At 34.5% G+C, this 25,333-nt stretch carries 22 protein-coding genes and 1 tRNA gene; 12 read left to right on the plus strand and 11 right to left on the minus strand.

The window, feature by feature from the left end; genetic code table 11:
* Positions 1 to 215: 215 nt before the first annotated feature.
* Positions 216 to 1,676 carry an aminoacyl-histidine dipeptidase gene (locus ABJM36_RS01260; protein WP_348448350.1) on the plus strand — a complete coding sequence of 487 codons (1,461 nt, stop codon included), beginning with the start codon at positions 216 to 218 and terminating at the stop codon, positions 1,674 to 1,676.
* Positions 1,677 to 1,856: 180 nt separating this feature from the next.
* A complete protein-coding gene (locus ABJM36_RS01265) occupies positions 1,857 to 2,672 on the plus strand; it encodes an SHOCT domain-containing protein (protein ID WP_348448352.1) in 816 nt (271 codons plus the stop codon).
* Between the two features lie 490 nt (positions 2,673 to 3,162).
* Here the strand turns inward: ABJM36_RS01265 and yidD are convergent, their stop codons facing one another.
* From yidD to ABJM36_RS01290, 5 genes are all read right to left on the minus strand, one after another.
* Positions 3,163 to 3,402, minus strand: a complete 240-nt coding sequence (gene yidD / locus ABJM36_RS01270) for a membrane protein insertion efficiency factor YidD (RefSeq protein ID WP_348448601.1) — start codon at positions 3,400 to 3,402, stop codon at positions 3,163 to 3,165.
* Positions 3,403 to 3,491: 89 nt separating this feature from the next.
* Entirely contained in the window at positions 3,492 to 4,973 is a 1,482-nt protein-coding gene (gene cysS, locus ABJM36_RS01275) for a cysteine--tRNA ligase (RefSeq protein WP_348448354.1), read from the minus strand.
* A 36-nt stretch (positions 4,974 to 5,009) separates the two neighbouring features.
* Entirely contained in the window at positions 5,010 to 5,687 is a 678-nt protein-coding gene (folE, locus tag ABJM36_RS01280; RefSeq protein ID WP_348448356.1) for a GTP cyclohydrolase I FolE, read from the minus strand.
* A gap of 168 nt (positions 5,688 to 5,855) precedes the next feature.
* The gene (locus tag ABJM36_RS01285) at positions 5,856 to 7,376 is read right to left on the minus strand and encodes an outer membrane protein transport protein (RefSeq protein WP_348448358.1); all 1,521 of its coding nucleotides are present in this window, start codon (positions 7,374 to 7,376) and stop codon (positions 5,856 to 5,858) included.
* Between the two features lie 30 nt (positions 7,377 to 7,406).
* The gene (locus ABJM36_RS01290; protein ID WP_348448360.1) at positions 7,407 to 8,552 is read right to left on the minus strand and encodes a hypothetical protein; all 1,146 of its coding nucleotides are present in this window, start codon (positions 8,550 to 8,552) and stop codon (positions 7,407 to 7,409) included.
* 99 nt (positions 8,553 to 8,651) lie between these two features.
* On the opposite strand from ABJM36_RS01290, the gene proS reads away from it, so the two are divergent.
* The 5 genes from proS to ABJM36_RS01315 all read left to right on the plus strand — a co-directional run bounded on the left by proS (position 8,652) and on the right by ABJM36_RS01315 (position 13,534).
* Complete coding sequence (gene proS / locus ABJM36_RS01295; protein ID WP_348448362.1) at positions 8,652 to 10,130, plus strand: proline--tRNA ligase; 1,479 nt, start codon at positions 8,652 to 8,654, stop codon at positions 10,128 to 10,130.
* Between the two features lie 173 nt (positions 10,131 to 10,303).
* Positions 10,304 to 10,375: transfer RNA gene (locus ABJM36_RS01300), tRNA-Glu, on the plus strand.
* Positions 10,376 to 10,402: 27 nt separating this feature from the next.
* Positions 10,403 to 10,654, plus strand: coding sequence for a 30S ribosomal protein S20 (gene rpsT / locus ABJM36_RS01305; protein ID WP_348448364.1), 252 nt, complete (start codon positions 10,403 to 10,405; stop codon positions 10,652 to 10,654).
* 130 nt (positions 10,655 to 10,784) lie between these two features.
* Complete coding sequence (locus ABJM36_RS01310) at positions 10,785 to 13,082, plus strand: c-type cytochrome (RefSeq protein WP_348448366.1); 2,298 nt, start codon at positions 10,785 to 10,787, stop codon at positions 13,080 to 13,082.
* Between the two features lie 89 nt (positions 13,083 to 13,171).
* Entirely contained in the window at positions 13,172 to 13,534 is a 363-nt protein-coding gene (locus ABJM36_RS01315) for a hypothetical protein (protein WP_348448368.1), read from the plus strand.
* 377 nt (positions 13,535 to 13,911) lie between these two features.
* On the opposite strand, the gene rho is transcribed toward ABJM36_RS01315, so the two are convergent.
* Complete coding sequence (rho, locus tag ABJM36_RS01320; RefSeq protein WP_348448370.1) at positions 13,912 to 15,531, minus strand: transcription termination factor Rho; 1,620 nt, start codon at positions 15,529 to 15,531, stop codon at positions 13,912 to 13,914.
* Between the two features lie 184 nt (positions 15,532 to 15,715).
* On the opposite strand from rho, the gene ABJM36_RS01325 reads away from it, so the two are divergent.
* A complete protein-coding gene (locus tag ABJM36_RS01325; protein WP_348448372.1) occupies positions 15,716 to 16,126 on the plus strand; it encodes a DUF4293 domain-containing protein in 411 nt (136 codons plus the stop codon).
* Between the two features lie 216 nt (positions 16,127 to 16,342).
* Here the strand turns inward: ABJM36_RS01325 and ABJM36_RS01330 are convergent, their stop codons facing one another.
* Positions 16,343 to 16,771 (minus strand): peptidylprolyl isomerase, encoded by a 429-nt coding sequence (locus ABJM36_RS01330; RefSeq protein ID WP_348448374.1) that lies wholly within the window; start codon positions 16,769 to 16,771, stop codon positions 16,343 to 16,345.
* A gap of 480 nt (positions 16,772 to 17,251) precedes the next feature.
* Here ABJM36_RS01330 and ABJM36_RS01335 point away from each other — a divergent pair, with 480 nt between their 5' ends.
* Positions 17,252 to 17,602 carry a hypothetical protein gene (locus tag ABJM36_RS01335; RefSeq protein WP_348448376.1) on the plus strand — a complete coding sequence of 117 codons (351 nt, stop codon included), beginning with the start codon at positions 17,252 to 17,254 and terminating at the stop codon, positions 17,600 to 17,602.
* 20 nt (positions 17,603 to 17,622) lie between these two features.
* Positions 17,623 to 19,200: an FAD-binding protein gene (locus tag ABJM36_RS01340; protein ID WP_348448378.1), complete on the plus strand. Its 1,578-nt coding sequence runs from the start codon at positions 17,623 to 17,625 to the stop codon at positions 19,198 to 19,200.
* A 5-nt stretch (positions 19,201 to 19,205) separates the two neighbouring features.
* Here the strand turns inward: ABJM36_RS01340 and ABJM36_RS01345 are convergent, their stop codons facing one another.
* The gene (locus ABJM36_RS01345) at positions 19,206 to 19,715 is read right to left on the minus strand and encodes a metallophosphoesterase family protein (RefSeq protein ID WP_348448380.1); all 510 of its coding nucleotides are present in this window, start codon (positions 19,713 to 19,715) and stop codon (positions 19,206 to 19,208) included.
* A gap of 674 nt (positions 19,716 to 20,389) precedes the next feature.
* Between ABJM36_RS01345 and truA the strand changes: the two genes are divergently transcribed.
* Both truA and ABJM36_RS01355 read left to right on the plus strand, forming a co-directional pair.
* Positions 20,390 to 21,133: a tRNA pseudouridine(38-40) synthase TruA gene (truA, locus tag ABJM36_RS01350; RefSeq protein ID WP_348448603.1), complete on the plus strand. Its 744-nt coding sequence runs from the start codon at positions 20,390 to 20,392 to the stop codon at positions 21,131 to 21,133.
* The gene (locus ABJM36_RS01355; RefSeq protein WP_348448382.1) at positions 21,134 to 22,903 is read left to right on the plus strand and encodes an ABC transporter ATP-binding protein; all 1,770 of its coding nucleotides are present in this window, start codon (positions 21,134 to 21,136) and stop codon (positions 22,901 to 22,903) included.
* A gap of 45 nt (positions 22,904 to 22,948) precedes the next feature.
* Here ABJM36_RS01355 and ABJM36_RS01360 read toward each other — a convergent pair whose 3' ends face one another.
* The 3 genes from ABJM36_RS01360 to folP are packed head-to-tail and all read right to left on the minus strand — an operon-like array spanning position 22,949 to position 25,268.
* A complete protein-coding gene (locus ABJM36_RS01360; RefSeq protein ID WP_348448384.1) occupies positions 22,949 to 23,734 on the minus strand; it encodes a diadenylate cyclase in 786 nt (261 codons plus the stop codon).
* A 35-nt stretch (positions 23,735 to 23,769) separates the two neighbouring features.
* Complete coding sequence (locus tag ABJM36_RS01365; protein ID WP_348448386.1) at positions 23,770 to 24,432, minus strand: hypothetical protein; 663 nt, start codon at positions 24,430 to 24,432, stop codon at positions 23,770 to 23,772.
* A gap of 11 nt (positions 24,433 to 24,443) precedes the next feature.
* Positions 24,444 to 25,268 carry a dihydropteroate synthase gene (gene folP / locus ABJM36_RS01370; protein WP_348448388.1) on the minus strand — a complete coding sequence of 275 codons (825 nt, stop codon included), beginning with the start codon at positions 25,266 to 25,268 and terminating at the stop codon, positions 24,444 to 24,446.
* Between the last annotated feature and the right edge of the window lie 65 nt (positions 25,269 to 25,333).

A 25,333-nucleotide genomic window follows, 5' to 3' on the forward strand; every position in this document is an offset into this window, starting at 1 on the left:
TTTTCTATTTTATTTTGGTATTCATGAGTATAAATATTTCTGTTATATCTTTTTAAAATGTTATGGTGAGGAATGGGCGAACTAACAATCCGTTAAATTTTGCTTTAAAACAATAATTTGTGTGTGTTTGTTTTAAAAAGGATGCCACTTCAATCAGGAGTAGCTGCTAAAATTGGTGTCAATTTGCTATATTTGAAATCAAAATAAAATACGCCATGAGCCAAGAAATAAGACAACTACAGCCACAAGCCCTTTGGAATAAATTTGCCGATTTAAACGCCGTACCGCGACCTTCAAAAAAAGAAGAACGCGTTATTGCTTTCATGAAAGACTTCGGTAATAATTTAGGTTTAGAAACCATTGAAGATGAGGTAGGAAATGTTATTATAAAAAAACCTGCAACCTCAGGAATGGAGGATCGTATTACCGTGGTTATGCAATCGCATTTAGATATGGTACACCAAAAAAATGGAGACACTGTTTTCGATTTTGAAACCCAAGGTATCGAGATGTTTATTGAAGGGGATTGGGTAAAAGCCAAAGGCACAACTTTAGGAGCAGATAATGGTTTAGGAGTTGCCACAATAATGGCGATTTTAGAAAGTACAGACATTCCGCATCCAGCAATTGAAGCCTTATTTACTATCGATGAAGAAACCGGAATGACAGGTGCCATGGGATTAAAAGGCGGTTTACTTACAGGTGGTATTTTATTGAATTTAGATACCGAAGAAGATGATGAAATAGGAGTAGGATGCGCCGGAGGAACCGATGTTACAGCAACAAGAACATACGAAGAAGAGGAAACACCAGAATTTAAAATAGGGTATAAAGTTTCCGTAAAAGGATTACAAGGTGGACACTCGGGTATGCAAATTCACGAAGGTTTAGGTAATGCTAATAAAATAATGAACCGTGTGCTTTTTGATGGTTTTGAAAATTTCGGCTTGCGAATTTCTGAGATTGATGGCGGAAGCTTACGTAATGCTATTCCAAGAGAAAGTAATGCTATAGTGGCTATAGATGCCATACATGAAGATGCTTTTTTATTAGAAATAGCTTTACTTTCTACCACCATAAAAAAGGAATTAATAACTATGGAGCCCGATTTAGAAATTAGTATTTCTAAAACAGATACGCCAGCTAAAATTATGGATTTAGGTGTGCAAGAAGGGTTAACAAGAGCCTTGTATGCTGCACATAATGGTGTGTATAGAATGAGTGCCGATATTCCAGATTTGGTAGAAACATCAAACAACGTAGCCCGTGTCATTGTAAAAGATGGACACATTAAAATTGGATGTTTAACGCGCTCTTCAGTTGAGAGTTCAAAGGTTGATTTGGCTAATACATTACGTTCTACTTTCGAGCTTACAGGTTGTGAAGTTGAATGTTCTGGAGACTATCCAGGTTGGGCACCAAATATGGATTCGCCAATATTAAAAGTTATGGAAAAACTCTACGAGGATTTAAATGGTGAAACACCTCATGTTGCTGCGTGTCATGCTGGCTTAGAATGTGGCATCCTGGGGCAAAATTACCCAGAAATGGATATGATTAGTTTTGGTCCAACTATTAAGGGCGCACACTCTCCGGATGAGCGTGCTCAAATATCATCCGTTCAGAAATATTGGAAGTTTGTTTTAGAAATTTTAAAGGAAATCCCTAAAAAATAAGTTTTCTGTTTTTTTTAGAATCTATTCTTATACTAAAATAGAGGTCTTTTTTTATTTAAGTGTGATATTATTAAATTTCGGAAAATCAACTACTTAAAATAAGTGTTTTAGGTTTGTTAAAGACTACCTTTGCATAAAATTAGTAAGTTACTATTTTTTTAATTTAATAAAAGATAAAATATGAATGCAATATTCACAGATGTTAGTTTTCAAAACATGACGGATGTAGCAAATAGATATGGAATAAGTGTTAATGCGGTTACAGATTTAACCTATAACCTTATGGCTAGTAATGGCACCATGGCACAATTTAATATTCCGGAATTAGGCGGAGGTGGTCAATGGATGCAGGGCGGAATGACTATGGTGGGCGATATGTTTAATTATCAACTAAAAGCTACTGTAGATGGACTTTGTATGGAATTGTCAAATTTAATAAATCAAGGAGCTATTCAATACAAGCCCTTGCCTAAACCAAAAAGCCATAATCAAAATGGATTTCAATCTGGTGCTAGTGGTAATTGGTGGGGCGATTTAGGATTCCCTAATTCTACAGGAAGTCAAAACAATACGAGCTATGCTATTTTTAATGACATAAGACGATTAGCTATTCAACAAAACGGAAAAGTAACTGTTTTTGATACACTAGATAACCAAATAGGTGGTGTAGGTCAACAACAAGGCGGGAATTATTCTGTTTCGTTTACAAGTCAGTATGGTAATGTAGATTTAAATACGTTGCCAATTGTTTCAGGAGGCCAAGAAATTTCTAAACCCGTGCAAGAACAACAGCAGGTTGATAATGCTATAAATAATCAACAACAACCTGAATTGGAGGAGCAAGCTATGGAGCCTATTAATACAGAAGTAAATAACACAGCTTTTGAGGAAGACATCTTTGTAAAGATAGAAAAGTTAGCAGCCTTAAAGGATAAATCTATTTTAACTGTTGAAGAATTTGAGAGCAAAAAAACAGAATTGTTAAGTCGCTTATAATCATATAGGCCTTAAATTTAAAGCGCAATAAGCTAGATTTTTATTTAGTTTGTTGCGTTTTTTGTTTATGATTAAACGAAAGAAACTTCTGTTTAAAAATACGCTTAATCGGTTTTATTTGTATTTAACCGAATTTTTATTTATATTTGTTGTGTACCATATATGATATTTTAATAAGCAAGTAGTTGAATGAAACATAAAGTAAGCGTCCCAAATTGCCTCTAAAAAGAAACATTCATCACTTTGCTTTTCACAAAAATTGGTCATGTCTAAATGTGGTACGATTTAGGGATCAAAGCAAAAATACGGGAAAGCTTTTGTGATAAGCATTATGTGGATTATTCATGCTTAGCAACGACTCCTTGATATCTAAAATCTTATTATTTAGGAACAGGATAATCATAACCAGAACCGCCCCAAGGCGATTTAGCGTTAAGAACATGTACGGTGTACATTTTTAGAACACAGGCGAGCAAGCGCGTAGGTATTTTTAGTTGTCATCCTTGTCAGGCACAGGATCATAACCAGAACCGCCCCAGGGATGACAGCTAAAAATACGTTTAATAGCTAAGCAACCTCCTTTAAATAAACCATGCTTTTGAAGTGCCTCTTTGCTGTAATGGGAGCATGTTGGATTGTATCTACACGTAGCGGGTGTTAATGGCGATATAAGTGTTTGGTATACTTTTATCAAAAATAAAAACGGTGCTATGAGTAGTTTCTTCAAAATATACTTTTATTATTCTCTCAAAGGAGGGAATCTTTATAAACGTTATTGAATGATAGTGATTCCTGACTTTATAGGAATGACAATACTATTTAGTTTACACTAAAAGTTGTACCGTCTTTACCATCTTTAAGCTGAATACCAACTTCTGCTAATTCATCACGAATTTTATCAGACATCGCAAAATCTTTATTTGCTCTAGCGTCTTGTCTCAATCGAATTAAAACATCAACAGCGCCTGAAAGTTTATCGGTTCCAGAATCACTTTTTGTAACATTTTCAAGGCCTAAAACATCAAAAACAAAACTGTTAATTGTTTCTTTTAATAGGTTTAAATCGTCTACAGATATTGTTTCTTGACCTTCTTTTATTTGGTTGATGTATTTGGCAGCTTCAAATAAGTGAGCGATTAAAATTGGTGAATTAAAATCATCGTTCATAGCATCATAACATTTCTGTTTCCATGCAGGAATATCTATGGAAGATGTTGCAGATACTTTTAATCCATCTATAAGGTTTACAGCATCCATCAATCTATAGAACCCTTTTTCGCTAGCTAATAAACCATCATCGGTTAAATCTAAAACACTGCGGTAAGAAGATTGTGCAACAAAAAATCGAATAACGCTTGGGCTATATGCTTTACTAAAAAACGAGTTGTTTCCTGATAATAATTCATCTGGATTAACGGTGTTTCCGGTAGATTTGGACATACGTTGCCCGTTTAATTCTAACATATTGGCATGCATCCAATAGTTAACTGGACTTACGCCAATAGCAGCTTCGTTTTGTGCAATCTCACATTCGTGATGCGGGAATTTTAAATCCATTCCACCACCATGAATATCAAATTGTTCGCCTAAATATTTAGTGCTCATGGCAGTGCATTCTAGGTGCCAACCAGGAAAACCATCGCTCCAAGGCGAAGGCCAACGCATAATGTGTTGAGGTTCGGCTTTTTTCCAAAGGGCAAAATCTTGTGGATTCTTTTTATCGCTTTGTCCGTCTAGTGTTCTTGTGTTATGAATTAAATCGTCTAACTTACGCTTGCTTAATTTTCCGTAATCGTTAGTTTCGTTAAACTTATGCACATCAAAATATACAGATCCATTAACTTCATAAGCAAATCCGTTTTTAATAATTTTACTAATCAACTCAATTTGCTCAATAATATGTCCTGTTGCAGTCGGTTCTATACTTGGTGGTAAAAAATTAAAAGTTCTTAAAACATTATGAAAATCTACAGTATAACGCTGTACCACTTCCATAGGTTCAATTTGTTCTAAACGTGCTTTTTTTGTGATCTTATCTTCACCTGCATCAGCATCATTTTCTAAATGACCAGCATCGGTAATATTTCTAACGTATCTTACTTTGTAATCTAAATGTCTTAGGTATCTAAAAACCATATCAAAAGACATAAAGGTTCTTACATTTCCTAAGTGCACGTTACTATAAACGGTAGGACCACAAACATACATTCCAATATGACCTTCGTTAATAGGTTTGAATATTTCTTTTTTACTGGTAAGTGAGTTGTAAATTTTAATTTGATTCGATTGGTATAACTGCATTTTGGTTTGTTGATGAGTTATTAATAAGGTTTTGTTCTAAAACTTCGTGTCTAATTTAATATAGTCAAGAAATTCGCGACGGGTCTCCATATCTTGAAATTTTCCTCCAAATTCTGAAGTTACGGTGCTACTTTCAATATCTCGAATACCTCTAGAATTTACACAAAGGTGTTTGGCATCAATAACACAAGCCACATCTTTAGTTCCTAAAACCTCTTGAAGTTCCCTAACTACTTGAATGGTTAATCGTTCTTGAACTTGTGGGCGTTTTGCAAAATAATCTACAATACGATTCATTTTCGATAAACCTACCACAGTTCCATTAGAAATATAAGCAATATGAGCGCGACCTACGATAGGTAGTAAGTGATGTTCGCATGTAGAATACACCGTAATGTTCTTTTCAACAAGCATTTCGCCATATTTATATTTATTATCGAAAGTAGAAGCGCTTGGTTTTTTACCAGGGTTTAATCCGCCAAAAATTTCATTAACAAACATTTTAGCTACACGGTTAGGTGTACCTTTTAAGCTATCGTCTGTTAAATCTAAACCTAGGGTTTCCATAATATGACGTACATCATCTTTAATGATATCTATCTTTTCTTCATTGTTTAATTTAAAAGCATCGCTGCGCATTGGTGTGTTTTCAGAAGTACCAATGTGATCGTTTCCTAATGCGTCAAAATCTTCTATATTACTATCAAAAGCCATGATTACTAAGTAAAAATTTAATTTGCAAAGATAAGCATTTCACTTTTTGTTATCCTTTATGTTTGCAAATATTTAATATAGGGTTTTATCCCCTTTATTTTATAATGAATTTTATATAAAAAAAGCCTGAACCAGAGTTCAAGCTTTTTAAAATATTGTAAAAGCTTATTAGATATTAAAACCTAATGTAAGCGTAATGTTTGAATTTTCTCTAGTAACACTTGCGGTATCAATTAACCCAAGGTTGTAAAGTGGTGTTTCGTCTGTACGTTCCCATTTATCATAGGTTAAATCCAATTTGGTGTTTCCAAAATTGTACCCTAACCCTAAAGAGAAACCAGTTAAATCGCCAACCGTTACACCATCGGCATACGGGCTTTCTTCAAAGCGGTAACCACCTCTAAAACTTAGTTGTTTGTGTTTGTACTCTGCACCAAAACGATAGGTTGAAGCTTCGGTTAAAACGTCGATTATTCCTGAATTTAAGTCTAAATAATCAGATTCTGGAGAAAATTTGGTTTTTCCGTAATCTTTTTTAGAATAATCAAAACTAATTAAACCTTGTGTTCCAAAAATATAAGCTAAACTTCCTGTGATTTTAGCAGGCGTTTGTAGTTTATATCGTGGGTAAACATTTATTATGTTGCCAATATAAGTGATATCGGAATCTGCTTGGTTAGAATTTACTAGCTGTGTTGTTTCTTCTTCAATAGTATACCAAGTAGGGGAGTCGTAAGTTACCCCAGCTCTAAGTTCTGGAGTTAATTTTAGAATCCCTCCTAGTTGAAATGAAAACCCACTTCCTGTAGTAGATAGATTGTTTTCAAAGTCAATCTCGGTTATTATACCGCCATTTGAGTTGTCCTCGAGCAAAGATGTGCTTCTTTGGTAGTCAATGAAATGTGAATTTAAATTAATACCTATATATAAATTATCTTCGTATTGTGCTGCCAGATTAAAAGATATTTTACCGTTATAACCAGTGCTAGTATATAAATAATCATGAAAGAAATTTCCAGCTATAACATTAGAGTCGTAAAGTGAATTATTATTGTCACTTTCATCTACTGGAACCAATATTTTAGATTCTACACCCAAAAAAGCTTGCTGGTGACTAAAACCAAAAACGTTCCCAATATCTGAATAGGCATCTTCAGGAAATTCACCATCTAATTTTTTGATATCGCCATATCTTAAACCATCCGCATAATCATAAAAATAACTAGCTATAGAGTTGCTAAATTGCCCATCGTCATTAGTATTCAAACCAACAGCATTCCAAACATCATCAAAATTATTAGTTCTATCGTAAGCAATTCCAAAAGTGAATTTTCTCCAAGGTGAATTAGCATTTCGGTTTGCGAAGACAAACGCTGCACCACCTTGATTAATATCAAAATTAGAGGTGTTTGTATTAACAGTGTTGGAAAAATAGTTTGTTGTGTTTTCTAAATCGACATTCGACCCTGAAAAGGAAGCATGACTTCTAGAAAATACAGCAGAACCTGCGGGGTTGGTGCTAACCGCACTCATATCGCCACCTAAGGCTCCAAAAGCGCCACTTAAGGCTCTATACCGAGCGGTTCCTTGAATTTCACTTTGCGAAAACCGTACCGCATCGCTAATATCTTGTGCGTAAATTGTTGACATAGAAAGTAAGGCTATGCCTAGTAAATTTAACTTTTTCATGTGTGATTTTTTATCTATAAATAAATAAGATTAACGTCTTCTTCCGCTACTTGAAGAACTGCTTCCAGAACTTCTGCTACTACTAGATGATCTTGAAGCAGAACTACTACTGCTTGATCTCGAAGAACTGCTACTAGGTGTGTAGGTGCTTGTTCTTGTTGGCGAAGAGGTAGATCTTCTTACTGTACTAGACGATGAACTTCTAGTTGTAGTTGTTGGCTTTGTGTAAACGGTACTTGAGCTTCTTCTTGTTGCTGTAGAAGATGATCTTGCTGTTGAGTTTGTAGAAGGTGTGCTTGTTGCCGTAGAGCGTCTTGTTGTTCCTGTAGATACTTGTGTTCCGTTAGGGTTGTAACTTCTTCTCGTTGTTGTAGCTGCTGAGCTTCTACTTACACTACCACTTCTACCAGATGTGTTATATCGCGATGTGGTTGTTCTATTTTGTGTACTTACCGAACTACGTCTGCTTACATTATTATTGCTTGTACTAGCGTAACTGTTTCTTCTGCTATTGCTATAAGACACCGTGCGTCGGTTATTATTATAGTAGTTGCTATTGTAAAACCCTCTGTTATAGCCTCTATTATTCCCTCTGTAATATAAATGTCCATGGTAGCCCCAACCATAGTTATAAGCAAAACCTCCATAAAAACCGCCACCATAATAAGGCGAGTAATAAAATGGATTGTATATGCCACCATAGCCCCAATTGTTCCATCCGCCTCCGTAATAACCACTATAGCCCCAACGGTTCCAACGATTCCATCCATAGCCAAAACCACCGTTCCAACCCCAGTCGTTCCATCCGTTGTTTATAAAGTTGATGGTTATTTCATTAGGGTCTTGACCCCAACCTGCATAGCCTACATAGTCGTTAGCTAAAGGGTCTGATTCATCATAATTTTCACTTTCATAAGAATCTATGTCCGTAAAAATTTCATCTTCATAGCCTATATTTTCAGATTCAATAGATTTAGTTCTAAAATAGTTTTGGTAATAATTACCAGTATTATTATTAGTAGTTTCAACAATTTCTTCAGTTTGTTGAGTGCCGCCATAAATCCCATCGCTATCCACACCAACGTATTGATAAGAACCGCAAGAAACAAGCCCAAAAGCTAACCCAACTAGGGCTAAAAATGGTACTTTTCCTTTTATGTAGTTGTTAAATTGCATATCTCTTTAATTTTATTGTTGAACATGACAAAAATAGTTAGTTTTGCTGAACTATTTCTCTTTTTAACATAGTCACAATATTTGTGCCAAAACAAAGATATGAGCAAAAAACTTACTAGTAGATCGGAAGATTATTCAAAATGGTATAACGAATTGGTGGTCAAAGCAGACCTAGCAGAGAATTCGGCGGTTAGAGGGTGTATGGTAATCAAGCCCTATGGTTTTGCAATTTGGGAAAAAATGCAGGCAGAATTAGATAAAATGTTTAAAGAAACAGGACATCAAAACGCTTATTTTCCTCTTTTTGTGCCTAAAAGTTTGTTTGAAGCCGAAGAAAAAAATGCTGAAGGGTTCGCCAAGGAGTGTGCTATAGTAACGCATTATAGATTACAAAATGATCCTGATAAACCAGGAAAATTAAGAGTAGATCCAGAAGCGAAGTTGGAAGAAGAACTTATTGTAAGACCAACTAGTGAAGCCATTATTTGGAATACCTTTAGAGGTTGGGTGCAATCTTATAGAGATCTTCCTCTTTTAATAAATCAATGGGCCAATGTAGTACGCTGGGAAATGCGTACCCGTTTATTTTTACGAACGGCCGAATTTTTATGGCAAGAAGGTCATACGGCACATGAAACTAAACAAGAAGCAGTAGCAGAAGCTGAATTAATGAATAACGTATATGCAACATTTGTTGAGAATTTTATGGCTATTCCAGTTATTCAAGGTTTAAAAACAGAAAGTGAGCGTTTTGCAGGAGCCGATGAAACCTATTGTATAGAAGCATTAATGCAAGATGGTAAAGCGTTGCAGGCAGGGACATCACACTTTTTAGGTCAAAATTTTGCAAAAGCATTCGACGTTAAATACGCTAATAAAGAAGGTAAGCAAGATTACGTTTGGGCAACCTCTTGGGGTGTGTCCACACGATTAATGGGAGCCCTTATAATGACGCACAGTGATGATCATGGTTTAGTTTTACCTCCTAGTTTAGCTCCAAATCAGGTTGTTATTATTCCTATATATAAGAGTGATGAAGATTTAGAGGCGATTACTGAAGTGGTTAACAGAATACAAAGTGATTTACGATCAAAAAACATTTCTGTTAAATTTGATAATAGAACTACACATAGACCAGGAGCTAAATTTGCGCAGCACGAATTACAAGGTGTGCCTTTAAGGCTAGCCATTGGGGCCAGAGATCTAGCGAATGGAACGGTTGAAATTGCTCGTAGAGATACGTTAACAAAAGAAGTAGTAGCTCTGGATGGCTTAAATGATAAAATTGAAGGACTTTTAAAGGAAATTCAAAGCGCTTTATTTACAAAAGCTTTAGATTTTAGAAACGAACATATTACCGAGGTGGATACATTCGAAGAATTTAAAACGGTATTGGAAACAAAAACAGGGTTTATTTCTGCACATTGGGACGGTACTATTGAAACCGAAGACAAAATAAAAGAGCTAACTAAAGCAACAATTCGTTGTATTCCTCTAGAGGGTACGGTTGAGGCTGGAATTTGTGTATATTCTGGTAACCCTTCGAAACGTAGAGTATTGTTCGCAAAAGCGTATTAATTGGTGTTGAAAAACGGAACTAAATAAAATTTTTTGAAAATATTTTATTTAGTTCTTGCAACATTTAAAAATAGTTGTATTTTTGCATCCGCAATGGGAACGTTGCAAGTTATTTGAAAATATTTTTTGCAAGTTTAAAATAAAGTTTTATATTTGCGCACTCAAAATAAAATGGCCCGTTCGTCTATCGGCTAGGACGCATGGTTTTCATCCATGTAAGAGGGGTTCGATTCCCCTACGGGCTACAATTAAAAAATTAAGAAAGAAACAAAATGGCAAATCACAAGTCAGCATTAAAAAGAATTAGAAGTAACGAATCTAAGCGTTTAATTAACAAGTATCAGCATAAAACAACTCGTAATGCTATCAAGAAATTACGTGAGTTAACAGATAAGAAAGAAGCAGAAACTATGTTCCCTTCTGTTGTATCTATGTTAGATAGATTAGCTAAGAAAAACGTAATTCATGCTAACAAAGCGGCTAACCTTAAGTCTGGTTTAGCAAAACATGTTGCTGCACTTTAATTACATTTAAAGTTAAAAAATACTTAAAGCTTCTCAGAAATGAGAGGCTTTTTTTGTGCATTGAAATTTATAATGCAATCTTTGTGCAAATGCAAGTAAAAATTATACAAAATAAGAATTGTATTACTTCATGAAAAACAACTCCAACTTTTCAGAATATCTTAATATAAATAGTTTTAACCTTAAATTAAGGTTCCTTTTTCTATGTGCTTTATTACTTTTTATTACGGCTTGTACTTCTAAAAAGTACGACGAACCAAAAATAGCACTCAATCAATACCAAATTGAAAAAGGATTTGAATTACATGTAGCGGCATCCGAACCTTTTATTGAAGCTCCAGTAACCATGGATTTTGATAATAATGGACGCATGTGGGTTGTGGAAATGAAAGGGTATATGCAAAATCTTGCAGGTACAGGCGACCATGAACCTAATGGAAGAATTACCATTTTAGAGGATTTAGATAAAGACGGCGTAACTGATCATGCTAAAATATTTATTGATAGTTTGGTGCTGCCAAGAGCTATTGCGCATGTTTATGGCGGACTTTTATATGCCGAACCGCCTAACCTTTGGTTTGTAGATATTGAAAATGATAAGCCTATAAATAAAGTTCTTGTAGATTCATTGTATTCTGATGGGGGGAATGTGGAGCATCAACCAAACGGACTTATGATGCATTTGGATAATTGGATTTATAATGCAAAATCTAATTTTCGTTATCAACGAAAAAATAACCAATGGATTAAAGAGCCAACCACTTTTAGAGGACAATGGGGAATAACTAAAGATAATTTTGGTAGACTTTATTATAATACTAATTCGAGACAACTATTAGGCGATTATGTACTTCCAAATACGGTTATTAAAAATGAGTATTACAAGCCCAATAGTCTTTTAAATAAAGTACTTACACCTAACCAAAGAGTTTATCCTTTACATCCAACTGCGGTAAATAGAGGGTATCAAAAGGGGGTTTTAGATGCCGATAGTTTATTGCTAAATGTTACTTCGGCTTGCGGTCCTTTAATATACCGTGGCGATAAATTTCCTGAGGACTATTTACAAAATGCTTTTATATGTGCACCAGAAGCTAATATAGTTAAACGCAATATTTTATCTTTTAAGGGAGGTAAGGTTACTGCAGAACAGGCTATTCCGAATAAAGAGTTTATTGCATCAACCGATGAAGGCTTTAGACCCGTTAACCTGTTTAATGGTCCGGACGGGAATATGTATGTTGTGGATATGCATCGAGGTATTATACAGGATAAAGCCTTTTTAACGCCGTATTTGCAAAAACTATATGCCAAAAAACAGTTAGATACCATAATAGGTATGGGGCGTATTTTAAAAGTTAGCCATAATAAGAGTAAGCAGGATACTTTTATTAATGTAGCGGAACAAAGTAGTTCTGAATTGGTAGACTTATTAAACCATAAAAATGGTTGGATACGCGATAGAGCTCAACAGGTATTAATATTAAAAAAGGAAACAAAAGCAATCCCGTTATTAAAAAAGATTGTACTAGATGAGTCTAGTAATTCTATTTCTAAATTACATGCCTTGTATACATTAGAAGGTCTTAGTGCGCTTAACTTTGAAGTTTTAGAAAAGGTATTGTATTCTAAAAGTAGCGAAAGTGTTATAAGTCATGCTATACTTTTAATGGAGCAATTTGCCACTCAAGATCGGAGTTTATCGATAGTTAAAATTGTAAAACATCTAACTTTAAAAAATAATCCAACCATAGATTTGTATGTTTTAAGCGCTTTGGGAAACTGGATGGCTTTTTCTAAAGACGAATTATTTCCTTTAGTTAGGAATTTGTCTTTTAGATATAACAATAAAATTGGTTACCAAGAAGCACTAATAACTAGTTTACGAGGCGAGGAAGAAAGCTATAAAGCCTTTTTGGGTGATATGCTTAAGGCCCCGGAAAATAATTTAATAGCCGAAATATTAAAAACCACCATCCATAATAGGTCTGAAAATAAGCGAAATATTATTTTTAGCGCTAAAAAAGCAAAGATGGATAATAGAATTGCAGGCTATAATATATTTAGAAATTTGTGTGCCACTTGTCATGGTGTAGAAGGCGAAGGGATAGAGAGTTTAGCTCCGCCATTACAAAATTCTGAATACGTTACCGAATCATCTGAACGTTTGGCTCTAGTAATATTGCATGGTTTATCTGGGCCAATACATGTAAATGGTAAGTTATACGAGTTAAATATTGCTATGCCTGGTTTGGCAAATAACCCTGATTTTAGCGATAAAGAGATACAGAGTATTATTGAGTATTTACGCAATGCTTTTCCTGGCAAGGCAAAAAATATATCTATTGATAAAATAAAGTCCTTAAGAGAACAAAAACCTATTGATGGTTTAGGTTTTACTGAAGAAGAGCTTTTGAAAGTAAAATAAAATGAAAAAAAATATGAGCAATTAACGGCTTATGATTCAATAAAAATTTAAATTTGCAATTATAATAAGTTTAAAAAACACACCCTCTTTTGGAAAATAAAAAAGCAATAAAATTAATCGACACGATTCTTAAAAATTTAGATAAGACAGGAATTAATACGGATACATTAATAGATGATATTAAGGAATTGAGAACTTATGCTTTAGAGGAACAAATTCCTTTAGTAGTAAAAGTACTTAGGTTAACTTACGAGCATATTCAAGCTACTGAGTCGTTTATGATACCTATGCCTGATGATGAGCCTATTGAGGAAGATGCTGAGGTTGAGGCTACTGATGAGGTTGCACCTGTTGAAAGCTTAAAGTATGTTATTGCTCTTATGAAAAACCTTAATAACAAAGGGAATATAGCCGATTTAAAGGAATATAGAGATCTTTTAAATAATTACTAAAAGACAACTACATTATAAATAAAGCCTTGGCATCCTTTTTGCTAAGGCTTTTTTGTTGCTTTAATTTGAAATTTAATAGGGACAAGAAATATGTTGCTAACCCGCGTTAGGGATTGAAAGGGCATCCTTTTTTTTTTAATTTAAGCGTAGTTTAAGCTTGGAACTATATTTGAAAAGGTAGGCTAGGTGCTGCGACCTTGCCACGACATAAAAAAAGATATACTGGAAAGCCCGACCCTTGTGGTAACGCCCAAATTTTTAACACCCCTTAAAATAGTGTTGAAACATAGGAAGTAAGGCATAAAAAAAGCCTTAACAGTTAATGCTAAGGCTTTTTATACTATTTTCCGTTTACACGGATTTAAATCGTTTTTTAATTATCCGTTCATAGAAATTAAAAACTCCTCGTTATTTTTAGTTTGCTTGAATCGGTCGTTAATAAATTCCATAGCCTCCACAGGATTCATATCGGCAAGGTATTTACGCATAACCCACATACGTTGTACGGTAACATCGTCTAATAAAATATCATCACGACGTGTACTTGATGATGTAAGATCGATAGCAGGGAAAATTCTACGGTTAGATATTTTTCTATCCAATTGAAGCTCCATGTTACCGGTTCCTTTAAATTCTTCGAAAATAACTTCGTCCATTTTGGAACCTGTTTCGGTAAGTGCTGTTGCTATAATAGTTAGAGAACCTCCGTTTTCTATATTACGAGCAGCACCAAAGAAACGTTTTGGTTTATGTAAAGCATTAGCATCAACACCACCACTTAATATTTTACCAGATGCCGGTTGTACGGAGTTATAAGCTCTAGCCAAACGTGTAATTGAATCTAGTAAGATGACTACATCGTGACCACATTCTACCAATCGTTTTGCTTTTTCAAGTACGATATTTGCAATTTTTACGTGCTCATGGGCTTCCTTGTCAAAAGTTGAAGCTATTACTTCACCTCGCACATTACGTTGCATATCAGTTACCTCTTCCGGACGTTCATCAATTAATAGGATCATTTGATAAACCTCAGGGTGGTTGGCTGCAATAGCATTAGCAACATCCTTAAGTAGCATGGTTTTACCCGTTTTTGGTTGAGATACAATCATACCACGTTGTCCTTTTCCAATAGGAGCAAATAAATCCATAATACGCGTAGATATCGTACTTTGTCGTTCTGCTATATTAAATTTTTCTTGAGGAAATAACGGTGTTAAATGCTCGAAAGACACACGATCTCTAACAACATTAGGGTTCTGTCCGTTAATTTTACTTACCTTAATTAATGGGAAATATTTTTCACCTTCTTTAGGAGGTCTTACATTTCCAAATACAGTATCTCCAACTTTTAAGCCGAATAAACGAATTTGAGATTGCGATACATATATATCATCTGGCGATGATAAATAGTTATAATCAGACGAGCGTAAAAATCCATAACCATCTTGCATAATGTCTAAAACACCTTCACTTTCTATAATGGCATCAAACTCATAATCCGGCTCACGATAACGATTACGGCTATCTTTGTTTCCCTTATCAACATTACCGTTTTTTTGGTTTTTATGTTGGTTTTTATTTTGAGGCCTAGGGTTAGGTTTTTTTGTATCACTTTTTGGCCTAGGGTTAGGCTTATGTACTGGTTTTTTTTCTTCTTTAGCTTGTTGTGCTTCTGGCTTTGGTGCGGTAACCTGTTCAGGTTTGCTTTCTACAGCGTTATCTTTGGTTGGTGCTTTTTCAGCAGCTTTTACGGGTTTTTGTACACGCTGTCTAGGTTTTCTAGCAGGCTTTTCAGCATCTGGTTCTGCTTTAGTTTCTGGTTTTGTTTCTGGAACTACAGCTTTAACTGCTTTAGGATCGGCAGCTTGTTGATCGAGAATTTGGTAAACTAAATCTAATTTTTTTAATGAACGGTATTTCGGAACGTTCAATTTTTTAGCAATCTCCTGTAAATCAGTGAGTTTTTTCTCTTTTAATTGTGAAATTTCAAACATTTATGTTTAATTGGATATTATATTGATTACTAACGTGAGTAATACTGAAATATGATTTTTTTAAATCTTGAAGAATTAACCGCTTGTAAGTGCGGTTGTTGTGAATTATTAATGCAATAATACAACTTTATTTTATTTTTTAACATTAATTCTATTATTTTTGCGGTCTAGTTATTAAAAAAGTATGCTACAACGTATTCAAACTATATACCTTTTATTGGCTTCAGGAGTATCTGCGGGCCTTATTTTTGTTTTCCATTTATGGATTACGGATAGCGGTGTAAGTGTGTTTGCAAAAGACGAATTACTGTATTTAGGACTATTTTTAGCTTCGGCAGTATTATCGTTAGTAGCCATTTTTATGTTTAAAAATAGGAAGTCTCAATTTGTATTGGGGCGACTTAACATCATATTAAACTTTATTTTACTAGGATTTTTCGTGTATCAATCACTAAATGTATCTGGAGAGACGGCGGTTTCTGAGAAAGGTATTGGGATGCTTCTCCCTATTGTTTCTATCGTGTTATTGGCATTAGCTAATAAGGCCATCAAGAAGGATGAAGAACTTGTAAAATCTGTTGATAGATTGCGATAAACCTAACATCTTAGTAGTATTAGTGCTAAAACCCAAAGCGAATGCTTTGGGTTTTTTAGTTTTAAGTGAGGGGAATTTACCGGAGGTTTTAATGTCTTCTTTAATCTCTATAAAAGAGTGAAATACTCAACTTTATTGTACAGGCTTAGGTTATTTTTTAGCACAAAAAAAAGCCTAGAGTATCTCCAGGCTTTTAAATATGTATTTAAACAAATGTTACTTTATCTCAATAAGCTCTAAATCAAAAGTTAAATCATGTCCAGCCAACGGGTGGTTAGCATCAACAATAATAAAATCTTCTTTTACTTCTGCAATACGAAACTGTACTTCTCTGCCATTTTCATCTTTCGATGCTAATCCCATACCAACCTCAGGAGCCATATCTTGTGGTAATTGTTCCTTTTTTACATCGTAAAATAACTCTTTACGTACCTCACCATAAGCCTCAGCAACAGGAATATTAATAGTTTTCTTTTCGTTTAATTCCATCGAAATAATACCTTTTTCAAAACCAGGAATTAACATACCTTGACCTAAAGTTACCTCTAGTGGTTCGCGCTCCAACGAGCTATCAAAAACCTGTCCGTTACCTAATTTTCCTGTGTAATGTACTTTTACCGTATCATTTTCTTTTACTTGACTCATAAATAATAATCTTTTCTGTTTTTTAAAAGTGCAAAATTACAACTAATCAAGCGAAAACGCATGCTTTTTTTAAAATTTGAGCGCTATTCAAGGGTATGGCTTTTATTTCTTTCTATTTTGAATTCATGAACATAAATGTTTCAATACAAGTTCTCCTGTCTCCTTCGACGGGCTGTGGGCTTTCCTTTTCAATCCCTAGAGCAAACAATATCCTAAGCTGTTTTTTAACCTTTTTTAATCAGTATTTGAAAATTTTGAGGTCGTAAAACCTTCGTTTTAGTTGGTTAGTGCTTTGATTTTACGAAAATTAGTCGTTACTTTATAGAGCAGATTTATTACAAATTTGTTTCTTCCTTATTTAATTACATAGCAATATTTATGTCGCTTTAAGAATTTAAGTTCTTATTACGATAAACTAATGATTACGAAATATTTTACGGGGTAGTAAATTGGTTTCTATATCATTAAAATAGTGTTATTATGAAATCAAAACAACTTATTATTTTTGTGTTAAGTATCTGGTTTTGCTGTTCATCCTGTGTAAGTACGCGGGTTGAAGCAACTCCACATGATGCCAATGTTGTAAATCTAGAATGTCACGAAAAATCCAACTGGAGTTATTTGTGGGGTTTAGGGAAAGTTAAACGTGTCGATTTACACCCGGATACGGAAGGTGTGGAGTGCCCATGTCGCTCCCAAGCCATAGCATGGGTGGAAGTTAAAACGTCGATAACCGATTTTGCATTAAGCCTTATCACTCTTGGTATTGTTAACCATCGAAAAGTAAAGTATGGTTGTGCAAAACCTTGTGATGGCGAAGAGGAGTTTTGAACTTTAAAATACTAAAAAAAATGATACCAGAAGGAATAGATAGGTTGCCTATTGGCTCATGGACTAACAAACATGAAAACTTTACCCATAAATTGGAAGATAATGCCTCCTTTTCACTGTGGAACCCACCAGGGGCTTCGGCAAGAGAACGCTATGCGGCAACTACCAAAAATTTTCAATGGCTAATTAATCATGCCATAAATAATACCTTAAAACTTCGTGCTATGGGTAAAGGTTGGTCATTTTCTAAAGTAGGGGTTACAAAAGGCGGCTTGGTGGATACAGCCTCATTAAATTTTTCATTTCAGCCTAAACAAAAGCAAGTCAGTCAACAGTATACAAAAACACCAGACGATCTTTATTTTGTGCAGTGTGGAGTTGCCATTTACGAGTTAAACAACAGGTTGTCGCAAAAGCGTCCGCAACGTTCTATAAAAGCTTCAGGAGCCAGTAACGGACAAACCATAGCAGGAGCTTTATCTACAGGAACTCATGGTGCTGGAATTCGTGTTGGTGCCATTCAAGATGCTGTTGTGGGGCTACATATCATAACCAGCGAAGACAAACATATATGGTTAGAGCGCAAATCGTATCCTGTTGCTTCACAAGACATGGTAGATTGGTTAGGAGCAGAACTCATATCAAACGACGCCCAGTTTAACGCCGCTTTGGTAAGTTTTGGAAGCTTTGGTTTTATTCATGGTGTCATGATAGAAACTGAACCTCAGTTTTTATTAGAAGAACACAGAGTAGGTAATATTGCTTATAGTGAACCCTTAAAAAAAGCCATGCAATCTCTAGATGTAACCGATCTTAATATTGCTGCTACCGATGGCAGTACTAACCTTTATCATTTTGAGGTTTTATTTAATTTACACAAGTTTGCTCCCAATAATACAGAAAAAGGCGCCTTTTTAAAATACATGTTTAAACGGCCTTATCACGATGGGCACCAATTTTTAAAACGACCAAACGAGTTTTCTTTTGGCGAAGATTTACTTGGTATTATTTCAAAGCTTTTAGATGATTTATCGCCTGTATCAGATTTAGCAGTTCCGCCGTTAGTAAATTCTATGTACAAAAGGGCATTTGCGCCACAAGATGTTGTTACTGGTACCATTAAAGAAATCTTTAATTACACCAAGTTTTTGGGTAAAGTAGCTAGTGCAGCCATGGGTATAGATATAGAAGATTCACCCAAAGTAGTGGAGCTAATCATGGAGGTTAATAAACACACGCCATTCCCAGGCGGTTTGTCCTTACGTTATGTAAAAGGAACCAAAGCTACCTTAGGGTTTACAAAATTTGATAATACCTGTGTTTTAGAAATGGATGGGATAGATGGACAAGTAGCCAGAAATTTTTATACTGCCGTTTGGAACAAAATGGAGCAACAAAACATAAGGTACACTTTACATTGGGGGAAAATAAACTTTAATTTAAATGAAAACCTTATTAGAAACATGTACGGCAATACAGCTGTAGACTCCTGGATTAATGCAAGAAACCAACTCATGTCTATACCTTCAATGCAAGTATTTAGTAATGATTTTATGCATAACTGTGGCCTCGATAAAATTCATCAAAGCATCACATAAAAGTATTACATGCCTTTAGGATGCCTAACGGGAAATTCAATAACCTCTAGGTTATCAATTTTTTTACCATCTATGGTAAAACGAAGCATGGTTCTTACTTTGTGAAAACCGTGTTTTCCAACGGCGCCAGGATTCATATGTATAAGGTTTAGTTTTTTATCAGGCATTACTTTTAAAATATGCGAATGGCCGCAAATAAAAAGTCTTGGAGGATTTGTTTTTATAGCTTCACTAACTCTAATATTATATTTAGGTGGATAACCTCCTATATGCGTGATCCACACATCAACACCTTCGCACATAAAACGATTGTGTTCGGGGAATTCTACACGTACTTCTGCGCCATCAATATTGCCATAAACGCCTCGAAGGGGTTTTAAAGCTTTAATGGCATCAGTAACTTGTAAATCGCCAATATCTCCTGCATGCCAAACTTCATCAGCTTGCTTTACATACTTTAAAATGTCATTATCTATATAACTGTGCGTGTCTGATAAAAGGAGTATTTTGGTCATTAATTTTTTAGTAAAATGATATGTTGGTAAAGTTATGGATTATTGGTTTAAACTTCTTTACTTATTAAGTTTGTTGATTTATGAAATCCTAAACATTTGGAATAAATTGTAAAGTTAAGAAAGAAGGTTAGTAACAAATATTTTAAGAATTAAGATAATATCCATAAAGTGCTATTAATTTGTATTTTAAGTTATTTGAATATTATCCAATAAGTTATTTAATGGTTTGGAATTCTCCTATTTGAACGATGTTGCATTTCTACAGGGATTCATTGTGTTTAGACAAAATATCTAGCAGATTTCATTTGTAATGTAAATGGAGTTGCAGATTGAGAGGTTTGTTTGAAATCCTTTTAAAAACTTGATAATATTGTTTTTAGGTTTATTAAATTAAACAGATTGCCACTTCGTCCATCCTTGAAAGGACATTGGTGGTTAATTACGTTAGGGATTGAACGGCATGTTTGAACTCCATGACGAAGGAAGGAGTAAGTAGTGAAAATCCGACCCTTGTAGTAACCTGCCAGCAGATAAGTGCCCAGCTTCTCGATACAATACTCCTTTGTCGCATTGCTTGAAGTAAAACTAGTAATCTTTTAATATATAATTAAGATGTCGCGCTTTATAGGAAGCTTAAATCTAGTTATCTTTGTGACTTGATAAAAACAAAAGTGTTGCGGTATTTTGTAGAACTTTCTTATAATGGTAAAGCTTACCATGGTTGGCAAATTCAGCCAAATGCGATAACAGTTCAGGAGGTTGTTGAAAAAGCTTTAAGCACCTTGTTGGGAGTGCCTATTTCGATTATGGGTGCAGGAAGAACGGATGCTGGCGTACATGCAACACAACTATTTGCTCATTTTGATACTGATGTTGTTTTCGATTCGCCTAAATTAATTTACAAGCTAAATTCTTTTTTACCTGCCGATGTTGCCATCCGAGATATTTTTAAGGTTAAGGCAGATATTCATGCTCGATTTCATGCTTTGAGTAGGGCGTATGTGTACCGCGTGACGATTGAGAAAAATGTGTTTAATGTAGACCATTGTTTTTATGTAAAGCATGCTTTGGATGTGGATAAAATGAATGCCGCTGCGAAAATTTTACTTGACTATAAAGATTTTCAATGTTTTTCTAAAACGCATACCGATGTTAAAACCTATAATTGCGACATTATGCAAGCCGAATGGTTAGTTAAAAATGGGGAGTTACATTTTGTAATTAAAGCGAATAGATTTTTAAGAAACATGGTACGTGCCATTGTGGGAACCATGATTAATATTGGACTTGGTAAAGTTGAGGTTGAAAGTTTACATGCTATTATAGCTTCTAAAAACAGGAGTGAAGCCGGATTTTCGGTACCAGCGCATGGTTTGTATTTAACAGATATTGAGTACCCAAAAGATATAAAATTATAAATGAGTAAAACGAAAGAAAATATATTTGATTTTAAGCTTTTTAAGCGCCTCTTTGAGTATATAAAACCTTATAAAGCAGTGTTTTTAGGGCTTAATGTTTTGGTGATTTTATTGGCTATTTTTAGTGCTGCAACGCCATATATTACTAAGTACGCCATTGATGATAGTATAGCAAATAGAGTTGAAAAAGACTTTTTGTTTTATATTATTTTGATGCTTGTAGTATTGATTGTGCAAACTGTTTTTCAGTTGTTATTTATTTATTATGCAGCTTGGTTGGGGCAGAATTTGGTTAAGGATGTGCGTGTAAAATTGTTTGACCATTTACTGCGTTTTAAAATGAAATATTACGACAACTCCTCGGTTGGCTTACTCATTACTCGTGCGGTAACCGATATGGAGCGTATTGCCGATATTTTTGGGCAAGGTTTATTCATGATTTTTAAAGATTTATTGACTATGGTCGTGGTTTTTGGGGTTATGATATATATAAATTTTAAGCTTAGCTTAATTGTTTTTATAATGATGCCGTTGTTGGTTTATGCCACAAGAATTTTTCAGAAATATATGAAAAAGGCCTTTGAGGAGGTACGAACCGAAGTTTCTAACCTAAATAGTTTTGTGCAAGAGCGTTTAACGGGTATGAAAATTTTACAACTGTTTACACGAGAAGATGTCGAGTATAAAAACTTTAAGGAAATTAATGAGCGCCATAAAAAAGGTTGGCTTAAAACGGTTTGGTATAACTCTATATTTTTTCCTTTACCAGATTTATGCGCATCGATTACCATTGGTTTGGTAGCTTGGTATGGTGGATTACGAATGATTGTGGACGATAGTGCTATTACACAAGGTGATTTGGTTGCTTTTGTTATGTTTATGCCTTTGCTGTTTAGACCGTTGCGCCAAATAGCAGATAAGTTTAATACTCTGCAAATGGGAATGGTAGCTGCTACTCGTGTGTTTAAGGTAATTGATACAACCTCGCAAATTGATGATCATGGAACACAGATTCCAGAATCTTTTAAAGGCAATATAAAGTTTGAAGGTGTGCATTTTAGCTATGTTGAAGATGAAGAAGTGCTTAAAGGGATTTCTTTTGATGTAAAGGCGGGCGAAACTGTGGCTATAGTTGGAGCAACAGGTGCAGGGAAATCGACGATTATTAATTTACTTAATCGTTTTTATGAAATTGGTGGTGGTGTTATTAGCGTTGATGGTATTGATATAAAAAACGTGACTTTAGCGGCTTTAAGAAATCAAATAGCTGTGGTTTTACAGGATGTGTTTTTGTTTGCAGATACCATTTTGAATAATATTACTCTCGATCATCCCGAAATTACCGAGGAGCAAGTTTATCAAGCCGCGAAAGATATCGGTATTCATGATTTTATTATGAGCCTACCAGAGGGATATAATTACAATGTTAAAGAACGTGGTGTCATGTTATCTTCAGGACAACGTCAATTAATTTCGTTTCTGCGTGCTTACGTTACGAACCCAAGTATTTTGGTTTTGGATGAAGCCACATCATCTGTAGATTCATATTCAGAACAACTGATACAAAATGCCACCGATAAGATTACCAAAGGACGAACATCTATAGTGATTGCCCACCGTTTAGCAACAATTAAAAAAGCGGACAAAATTATTGTTATGGATGCAGGTGAAATTGTAGAAAAAGGAACGCATAATGAGCTTCTTAAAAAAGAAAATGGCTATTACAGGAATTTGTATGAGGTTCAGTTTTTAAAAGAAGAAGTGGCTTAATTAACACGTGTTTGGGGGAATTAGAATATCATTTAGAAATTCATATTATGCTAAATCGGTTTTAATCATAGTAGTTAATTCTGTACTGTCCTCAAAAACTACAAATTCCCCATCCTTAAAATAAGAAATATGTCCGGTTTCTTCACTTACAACCAAGGCTAGCGCATCGGTTTTTTCGGTAACACCAATAGCGGCTCTATGCCTTAAACCAAAACGCTGTGGAATATTTTTTTCGTTATTTACAGGTAATATAACACGAGTGGCTTTTACAATATTATTGCTAACCACTATAGCGCCATCGTGTAAAGGACTGTTTTTAAAAAAGATACTTTCTATAATGGGTTGAGTCACTTTTATATTCATCTCATCTCCAGATTGCGATAAGAAATCTAGGTTGTTATTACGTTCAAAAACAATAAGTGCCCCGGTTTTAGACATAGACATTTTGCTACATGCCGAAACCACAGCATCAATATCGGTTTCATTAGTGCTTTCAGTTTTTAAAAAGTTTATTTGTTGAAAAAATTTACCTCGCGTTCCTAAATTTGTGGAGCCTACCATAAGTAAAAATTTCCTGATTTCCGGCTGAAAAACGACAATTAAGGCAATAATACCAACTTTCATAAAGCCTCCAAATATCCCGGTAAGGAGTTCCATATTTAAGAAATCGGTTAGCATCCAAGCGCCATAAATAATAATAATTCCAATAAAAATATTAATGGCAACGGTGCCTTTAATAAGTCGGTAAACATAGTAGAGTAGTAGTGCTACTAGAATAACATCTATAATATCGACAAGGGTGAATTTTAAAAGGTCTTTAAAAATATCCAATGGAAGTGTGTTTTGGTAAAATTAGTAAAAAAGGGTTAATTAAAAATAATTTCGTGGTTTGATATTTTAATATTTTCTAGATCTAATTTAGACATTAATGCTTTAAATGTTATATACTCTTGAAAGCTAAGATTGTCATTAAATTCAAGATATAAAAGAGCTTCTTTTAATTCGAAAAGTTCCTTAATAGTCCCTGTTAATGTTGTTTTTTCGGTTTCAATTACTTTGGTGTCCGAAGTAATAATTCTTATATCGTTTTGGTTGAGGAATATTATATTAGCGTGGTCGGTTTTTACGTCGTGTTTATATCCTTTGCTGTCTGTAAAATATACTACATCTGTAAAATCTATAAAGCCAAGATTTTTTTTACTTGTATCATTGCAGGTATAATAATTTTTAACGCCTTCTTTTTTATGACTAGAATTAGCCTTTTTATCTTGTAAATATTTTATATGCGGAATAACTTGTTTCAGTGTTAAGCGTTTATCGATATTAATCAGCCAATTTGTGGTACTTATTAGGTTTTTTCGGTTTAGTTCTACACCTTCGGTTTTAGTTTCATCATAAAATAAATAGCCAGGAGAAACATCTAAGATTTCTGTAATTTCAGAATGATTAATCTCCGGTAGTAACACGACTTTATCATTTCCGCAGGAAAAGAGAACAGTTAAAAGCAATACGTATATTAGTTTTTTCATAATCTAACAATCTAATAGTCTAATAATCCAGTTAATTTGATACATTCCATAGCTTCCTTAACATCATGCACTCTTAAAATAGAAGCGCCTTTTTGCAAGGAAACTGTATTTAAAACAGAGGTGCCGTTTAAGGCTTCTTTAGCTGAGGTCTCAAGGGTTTTATAAATCATAGATTTCCTTGAAATACCAACAAGTAAAGGTTTTTCAATCATTTTAAAAAGTTCTAACTGCTTTAGTAATTCATAATTTTGCTCTAAAGTTTTAGCAAAACCAAAACCTGGATCTATAATAACATCAGCTATACCTAATTTTTTTGCTTTAGCTATTCTTTCAGAAAAATAGAAAATAACATCTTTCACTAGGTTATTATAATCGGTTTGTTGTTGCATGGTTTGTGGAGTGCCCCGCATGTGCATCATTATGTAAGGCACATGTAATTGGGCAATGGTTTGTAACATATGCTCGTCTATCTTTCCTGCGGAAATATCATTTATCATACAAGCGCCAGCTTCTATACAGGCCTTTGCTACTTGGCTTCTAAAGGTATCTATGGATAGTAAGGTTTCTGGAAAAGCGTTTAAAATTAAAGATATAATTGGGATAATGCGCTTCAACTCATCCGCTTCACTAACATGATCGGCATTTGGACGCGAACTATATGCGCCAACATCAATAAATGTGGCACCTTCGTTAAGCATTTGCTCAACATGTTTTAAAATTTGAGCTTCATTTTTATGCGTTCCGCCATCGTAAAATGAATCTGGGGTTACATTTAAAATACCCATCACTTTTGGTGACGATAAATCAATAAGTTTGCCTTTGCAATTAATTGTCATAATCTTAAAATTCCGATATCAAATTCCAAACCTAAAACTTTAAATTTGAAACATCAAAGGTAGTC

Source organism: Algibacter sp., from assembly GCF_039977455.1.
GTDB lineage: Bacteria > Bacteroidota > Bacteroidia > Flavobacteriales > Flavobacteriaceae > Algibacter_B.